This window comes from Ureibacillus manganicus DSM 26584, assembly GCF_000772945.1.
Lineage (GTDB): Bacteria > Bacillota > Bacilli > Bacillales_A > Planococcaceae > Ureibacillus > Ureibacillus manganicus.
Genome location: NZ_JPVN01000003.1, coordinates 219,832 through 227,194 on the forward strand (window position 1 = coordinate 219,832; position 7,363 = coordinate 227,194).

Annotated in this window: 4 protein-coding genes; 2 read left to right on the plus strand and 2 right to left on the minus strand. The window is 33.5% G+C overall.

The window, feature by feature from the left end; translation table 11 throughout:
* Positions 1-25: 25 nt before the first annotated feature.
* Positions 26-2,941 carry an EAL domain-containing protein gene (locus CD29_RS03715; RefSeq protein ID WP_052123985.1) on the minus strand — a complete coding sequence of 972 codons (2,916 nt, stop codon included), beginning with the start codon at positions 2,939-2,941 and terminating at the stop codon, positions 26-28.
* Positions 2,942-3,805: 864 nt separating this feature from the next.
* Between CD29_RS03715 and CD29_RS03720 the strand changes: the two genes are divergently transcribed.
* On the plus strand, positions 3,806-4,087 hold the full coding sequence (locus CD29_RS03720) for a hypothetical protein (RefSeq protein WP_211277446.1): 282 nt from the start codon (positions 3,806-3,808) through the stop codon (positions 4,085-4,087).
* 215 nt (positions 4,088-4,302) lie between these two features.
* On the opposite strand, the gene CD29_RS03725 is transcribed toward CD29_RS03720, so the two are convergent.
* Positions 4,303-5,457 (minus strand): M20 peptidase aminoacylase family protein, encoded by a 1,155-nt coding sequence (locus tag CD29_RS03725; RefSeq protein ID WP_235801769.1) that lies wholly within the window; start codon positions 5,455-5,457, stop codon positions 4,303-4,305.
* A gap of 485 nt (positions 5,458-5,942) precedes the next feature.
* Here CD29_RS03725 and CD29_RS03730 point away from each other — a divergent pair, with 485 nt between their 5' ends.
* Positions 5,943-7,202: a M20/M25/M40 family metallo-hydrolase gene (locus tag CD29_RS03730; RefSeq protein ID WP_052123986.1), complete on the plus strand. Its 1,260-nt coding sequence runs from the start codon at positions 5,943-5,945 to the stop codon at positions 7,200-7,202.
* The last annotated feature ends 161 nt before the right edge of the window (positions 7,203-7,363 follow it).

The window sequence follows — 7,363 nt, forward strand, 5'->3', positions numbered from 1 at the left end:
AGCGTTTCTAGTGGTCTTTCTATAATTACTTAAAATATTGATACTTATCTACTCTTACCCTTCTATACGCAGGTAAAGTATTACTATTATTTAATAAAATAATAAAAGTATTTAATAGAGTTGATAGTGTTTCAAGTTCTTTTTCTTCGATAATAAACTTTATGCCGTATTCAACTAAATCCTCGTTTATTTCTTCTTTCCAAACGATGCTCCCATTTAGGGTCACGGGTTCGTCTAGGAGTTCTGTTTTAAACTGGTAAACTACATCTCCTCTAATAGGTAACTTAAGATTTGAAACAAATCTTAGACCACCCATACTAATATCCTCAACTAGTATTTTTGAAACGCCTAATTCCATACTTCTACCTGCAATTGAAACTAATTTTATGTCAGCCTCGAGGGAATAAGGGAAATTAATGCGATTATGTTTTCTTTTACTTTCTTTTGCTTTTTGTTCAGGGTCAACCGGCAATAGAGTTTTTTTTTGTAAAAGTGATTCAAATTCATTATTCGGTACGGGATGACTAAATAAGTATCCTTGAATTTCAAAACAATGTTCTTGTTGAAGCATTTTTAACTGTTTAAGTGTTTCTACGCCTTCTGCCACAACCCTTAAGTTTAAACCTTTTGCCATATAAATAATAGATTTAATAAGATGCTTATCTTGGTTACTATAGAACATGTTTCGAATAAATGATTTATCGATTTTAATCACATCAAATGGAAATTGCGTTAAATAGGAAAGGGAAGAATAACCTGTACCAAAATCATCTAGATTAATCTTAATTCCTAATCCTTTCAACTCACCAATAGTATTTTTAACTACATCAGAATTATTTAATATTGTACTTTCAGTAACTTCAAATTCTATATCGCTTGGCAGAATGCCTGCATCCTGAATTATTTGAACAACTTCACTTGGCCAATTTGGCTTCATAAAATGGATAGCAGAAATATTAATTGAAACGGGTACAACTTGTAGACCCTGTTTCTTCCATTTCATAATTTGAGAACATACCTCTTTTAAAACCCAATCATCAATCGCAGTAATTAAACCATTTTCTTCAGCAACGCTTAGGAATTCATGTGGAGAAATCAATCCCCATTCGTGATGGTTCCAACGGATTAGGGCTTCAGCGCCAATAATTTGGTTCGTTTTGGAGTCAACTCTAGGTTGGAAATATAAAACCATTTCCTTGTCCTCAATCGCTTTTTTTAGGTCTCTACCAATACTAAAATTTTTGAAAGATTGTATACTACTAGAATGAGAAAGAATAATATAATTATTTCTACCTCTTATTTCAGCTTGCTTTAAAGCGAAATTTGCGTTTCTCATTAATTCTAAACTTGTATTTCCGTTTTCGGGATAAGTACTAATACCAATACTTGCAGTGACATATAATTCATATCCATTAATATAAAATGGTACATTAATACACTCATTAATCTTTTGTACTATTTTTTTCAATTCTTCAATTGATTTTATATTTTCAATTAGCATCAAAAATTCATCAGATCCTCGACGGGCAAGGGTATCGTTTAATTTAATATGTTCTTTAAGGCGATTAGAAAATAGTTTTAACAGTTCATCTCCAGAAGCATTTCCAAGTGTGTGGTTAATATACTTAAATCCATCAATGTCCAATTTAATGACTGCAAATTTGTCATCACTGTCAGTGTACCTCGATATAACTTCTTCTAACTTTTCTATGAACTGATAACGGTTTGGTAGCTTTGTTAAAACATCATAATTGGCTAAAAACTGTACCTTTTCTTCCAGCATCTTCTGTTCAGTAATATCAGATACTAATCCATCTAGTTGTATAATATCCCCGGATTCACTCAAAGTAGGAATTGTATAATCTAGTATCCATTTAATACTTCCATCCTTATGTATAATTCGATATTGATGTTTGAGGATTTTCCCACTCGCTAAGATTTGCTGATTACCCAAGTATTGTTCCAAATCTTCATGATAGACAACAGAATTCCAAGAAAGGGATTTAAAATCCTCCTGACTATAGCCTGTGATTTTTTCAATTCCTTTTGAAACTTCCCCATATACCCCGTTTTGTAAGTCCATCGTCCAAATACCGACATCTGGATTGTCATAAAACATTTTAATATGAGTTTCTTTTTCTACTAAATCATTGGAAATTTTATGGTCTGTAATATCTTGAATAAATCCAACCAAACCTTCAAGGTTTCCTTTTTTATCTAGCAGAATTCCTGATTGTTCCCGAACGAAACATATCGATTGATCTTGTCTTATTAGACGATAATCAATTACAAAACCAACCTTTTCCTTCAAAGAATTTTGCACAGTATTTAGTAGTCGTTGCTGATCTTCTGGATGAACATATCGTAAAAAATGCTTCAGTGTCGGGGTAAATGGCTTTTCGTGGTTAATATTAAGCATTTCAGTAAATTGCTTCGAAAAATAAAGTAAATCATTTATGGCATCGTAGTAAAAATTACAAATATATTCTACCTGGTCAAAGGCTTCACGCATTTTTATATAGTGATTTAGTTGTTGTTCTTGTTTTTGACGATCCGAAATATTCTTTAAAATTACATAAACTATTATGTTAGCTTTTTGTTTTATTGGAATAAGTGTAAAGTTATAGTCTATTGGTTTTCCTTGATTGGTAACTACAATAGCATCAAAACTTTGTGTTTTTCCGGTTAGTGCAATTTCAAAGTGTTTTCTTATATTAGATGAGTAATCCTTTAGAAATATTTCGAAAAAAGGGTTATGTAAATCCTGCTCAGTATATCCAAATTGTTCTACAAACACTTCATCATAAGAAATTACTTTCCCATCTTTATCTAATTTAACGATAGGATTTAGATAGTCAAAAACTTCTGGATCTAGTTGGACGTTGTATTTTAGTAAACTTTCACCATGGTCAGTTGTCTTCTTAAAAAAATTTCTCAACATTATGAATAACCACTCCTAAAGTATTTTCATATTATAGTTATTTTATAGTATTAAATACTTGTGTTTAAGATTCCGTTATAGTAAATACGAATTGTATATAACACAACATAATATACATCTTTTGTAACGAGTTGAATAAGTAAAAGGACTTATTTTAAGTAAAATTTTGTTAACTTATGAAATACTTAATATAAATTTACAATGCCCAATTGTTGTAATATATTAATGAGTAAACTTTTGTATATAAAAAAATATAAATGTTTAAATCATATTTTTATTATAATAGAGGTTCAATAAAAAAGAGATACTTAGAAATTGGTAATAAGGGGGATAAAATGGAATTACAAAAATATAGTAAACATTTGATTCAAAATATTAAAAATACATAATCTTAGTGGTTTAACTATGAATAGACAGATTTAATATCTTTTCAGGAAGTTTATCGTTTCTTACACTCTTTTAAAGGGATTTCGAGAACACTAAAATGGGTGGGGATTCTAGAATACATTAAAATCATACTACCCAAGTCAACTTACAAAATTAATTAAGAACACTTCACTAACAAAAGAGAAAAACGGCCAGGTACTGGTTCCAAGAAAAAAATGATGACCAATACATTAAAGATCATTGCTAATAACAGCAACGTTCTTTTTTGTGTGATTAAAGCTTAGCCTTAAACCATTCAACCTCTCTACGCTCGTGTAAAAACTTCATTAAAAATCTTGATGAATTTCAATCTATAATGAAATACCAAGTAATTACAAAAATACATATTAATGGTATTATATAAAAAACATCATATGAATTGACTCTCATGAATGATTAATATGCTAAAAGAGAGGGATTGTGATGAAAGAAAAAGGGATGGGATTAACATTAGGGGTAATGTTATTATTTAACACGGCTTTTGTAGGAGCTGCATCAGCTAGTAAGGTTAGTAATGAAGAAGAAATAGAGGACGATGTACAATTGCAATCATTAAATCGGGAAGCAGCCGATACAATCAAAACCGTACATGAAAGAGAACTAGCAAAACGGACAGTAGTACCTTATGAAACATGGTTAAATCGAAAGGCAGCCAATTCAATCAAATCGATCTATGAAAAGGAATTGTCAGAACGAACAGGAATACCTAGTGGAAAATGAATGTCGGCTGAAAAGGTAACGAGGTGTTTCGCGTTACTTTTTTGGCGAATAGCAAAGTATTAGTATCTGTAATCCGCATAAGAAAAGACACCAACTCGACCTATTTGGGTCGGGTTGTGTTTTTCTCATGAACAAATTCATTAATCATCTAATAGAAAAATACCCCGTCTAATCAAGTTTAACGGGGTACTTACTAATGGATTTATATGCTTATTTTATTTATCTTCTAAACTTTCATAAGTTCTAATCACTGTTCTTGCAAGAATTTCAACTCCGGTAATGATCCTATCATGGTTGAACTTCATTTTCGGGTGGTGAAGGCCAGGTGCTAAATCACATCCCAAACCTAACATTGTTGCTTTGACAGAAGGACGTTTTAATGTGTAATAGTGGAAATCCTCGCCACCTGGACTAACTATTGCCGGTATTAAAAATTCTTCTCCAACTGTATCAGAAATTGCTTGGGCCATTAAGTTAACTGCTTTTTCATCCACTTTTGCAGCCGCAATTTCAGAAGTAATGTCAAATGTAATCTCTACATTTAAGAATTTAGCTACATAGTCAATCGAATTCGTTACTTGCTCTAGTAATGTGTCCATCAGTTCATTTGTTTGAGCACGTAAGTCAATACTGAATATCCCGTTTCCTGGTATAATATTAGCTGATTCGCCACCAGCTTTAAACATTGTTACTTTGGCAGAATGTGGAGTCAAAGGATCTAGTTTAATCGATTGAATTGCATGTACGAGAAGAGACATTACTTCAATGGCATTTTGACCTTGATTTGGCCTAGATCCATGTGCATCATTTCCTCGAATCGAACCCTTCAATACTTTTGCGCTACCATGCATAATTGCTGGAGCCGCATAGCCATCGCCCATTTCCTGTATTGAGCGCAAGTGCACACCATATAAGTAATCTATGTCGTCTAAAAGACCTTTATCTATAAAAGCTAGTGCGCCTTTACCGACTTCTTCTGCAGGTTGGAAAAACACTTTTAACTTTACGTAATTAGGTATCCCAAGTTTTTTCAAGGCTATTAAAGCACCGAAAGCCATTGTCGCATGTGCATCGTGCCCACATGAGTGATTCGCTTGAAACACACCATCAACTTCTTGCCAAAGTGCATCGATATCACCTCGAAGACCAATACATAAATCACCTGAACCATAGGTAACAACGAGACCAGTTATATCATCGAACGTCTGAACTTCAAAACCATAATTTTCCAATTTCTCTTTTAAATATTGAGTAGTTTTTACTTCTTTCCAACTAATCTCTGGATTTGCATGTAAATGTTGAAATACCCTTTCAACTTCGGGTTTTATTTCTTCGACAATTGTTTTTATTTCACTTTGCACTGAATGCATTTGAACCTCACTCCTGTTTCAAAGTAAGAACTCCATTCTTGCAACTTTAGCTGGAATGGTTTCTATTAAACTTGTAATTAAAAAGTGCTTTTGAGGAAAATCTAAAATAAATGAATGTAACAAAAAATATTACAAACAAGCTGGAACTTTGTATTCACTGATAACTTTAGTTTCTAATATTATACAAAATTCAGAAAATTTAAACTCGTCTAACATTATAATGAAGGCTAAACTTTATTGCAATGTGAAATGTTTGTAAACTATGAAAATAAAATTAAAAGTGAGTAATATTAATACCTACTATCGGTTCTCATTTTAATGGAAAGCTTATATAAAGAATTTTGCTCATCATTGAGTATAGTCCTTTATTTTATTTACTCTCGAGTATTAATCTAGTAATTTATTTTGATAATTCTCAAAATTAAACTATATTAATAATAATGGGATTTTCTGATACATAGTTGTTCGATAAGGGGGAATGGAACATGGCAATTTTGGATTTAAGGAATGAGTTAATTGAAGAAGTAAGCGCGAAAAAAGACTTTCTAGTAGATCTCTGTTCTAAGTTAGTAAGAATTCCTAGTGAATCACCAACTTCTGATACACGTGAAATTGTGCAAATGATTGTTGAGTTTTTACAAGGAATTGAAGGGGCAGAGGTATCGGTACATACGTTGGAAGAACCAATTCAAAATATTGTCGCTCGCATTAAAGGGAATGGTCAGGGGAAACGATTAATCTTCAATGGCCATTTGGATACGTATCCTGTTGGTGATTTATCTTTTTGGACAGTAGACCCTTTTGGTGAGTTGAAAGATGGTAAGTTATACGGGCGAGGATCCTCGGATATGAAGGGGGGCATTGCATCCTATTTACTTGCCTTTATGATACTAGCAAACTATCGAAGTGAATGGTCTGGTGAAATTGTGTTAACCCTTGCTGGAGACGAAGAAACGATGGGTGTGAAAGGAACAAAATTTCTGCTGGATACTGTGGAGGAAGCGACTGGAGATGCGATGATTTGCGGTGATGTCGGCTCACCATTGGTATTACGTTTTGGGGAGAAAGGATTGTTTTGGCTTGAACTGAATGCAGTGGGTAAACCAGGGCATGGTGCCCATGTTCATAAAGGGGTAAACGCAATTGACCGACTAATTGAAGGTATTTCGAAAATTAATGAAACCCTTAGAAATCTGCCAGTTCAGCATGATGAGGCGGTAAGGAAAGCGATTTTGACAGCTAGTGTGGAGTCTGAAGAAATTTCGGGTAAGGGTGAAACAGAAGTTTTAGAGTCAGTTACAGTGAATTTTGGAGAGATCGAAGGCGGAACTTCTCCAAATCTCATACCTGCTAAAGCTAGTGCTAGAGCGGACATTCGATTGCCAGTTGGAACAACGATTGCACAAGTGGATGAGAAAGTTAAGGCAATCGTGGACTCAATCGAAGGACTTTCTTATAAGGTTTTGCGTCAATATGAACCGAACTTTTCGGATGTGAATCATGAAATCTTTTCATTAACAGCAGGAAACGTTCGTGAAATAATGGGGCAGAATCCTGTGATTACAATGCGGGTTGGCGCATCAGATGCTCGTCACTATAGACTTTCTAAGCAAGTTCCAACGGTTGTTTGTGGACTCACACCCTATAACCTCGGTGGACCTGATGAGTATATAGAATTGGATGAATTACTTGATGTTGCAAAGATTCATCTGTTGACGGCTTTTGATTATTTGAGGAAGGAATAAGGTTAATCTGTCTTCGAAACCAAATATTGTAGATGAGAAAAACCTGGAATTTCAAGAAAATCTAACTTGAAATCGTTTCTCGAGGACAAAACAACTGAAAATCTCGGAAAAGTGTTCTCGAGACCGTCTCTCGAGGACAAAAAACCTGAAAATCTCGGAAA

Excerpts from the sequence above, each read along its gene's own strand:
- CD29_RS03715 (WP_052123985.1), bottom strand. The coding sequence starts at position 2,941 with ATGTTGAGAAATTTTTTTAAGAAGACAACTGACCATGGTGAAAGTTTA.
- CD29_RS03720 (WP_211277446.1), top strand. The coding sequence starts at position 3,806 with ATGGGATTAACATTAGGGGTAATGTTATTATTTAACACGGCTTTTGTA.
- CD29_RS03725 (WP_235801769.1), bottom strand. The coding sequence starts at position 5,457 with ATGCATTCAGTGCAAAGTGAAATAAAAACAATTGTCGAAGAAATAAAA.
- CD29_RS03730 (WP_052123986.1), top strand. The coding sequence starts at position 5,943 with ATGGCAATTTTGGATTTAAGGAATGAGTTAATTGAAGAAGTAAGCGCG.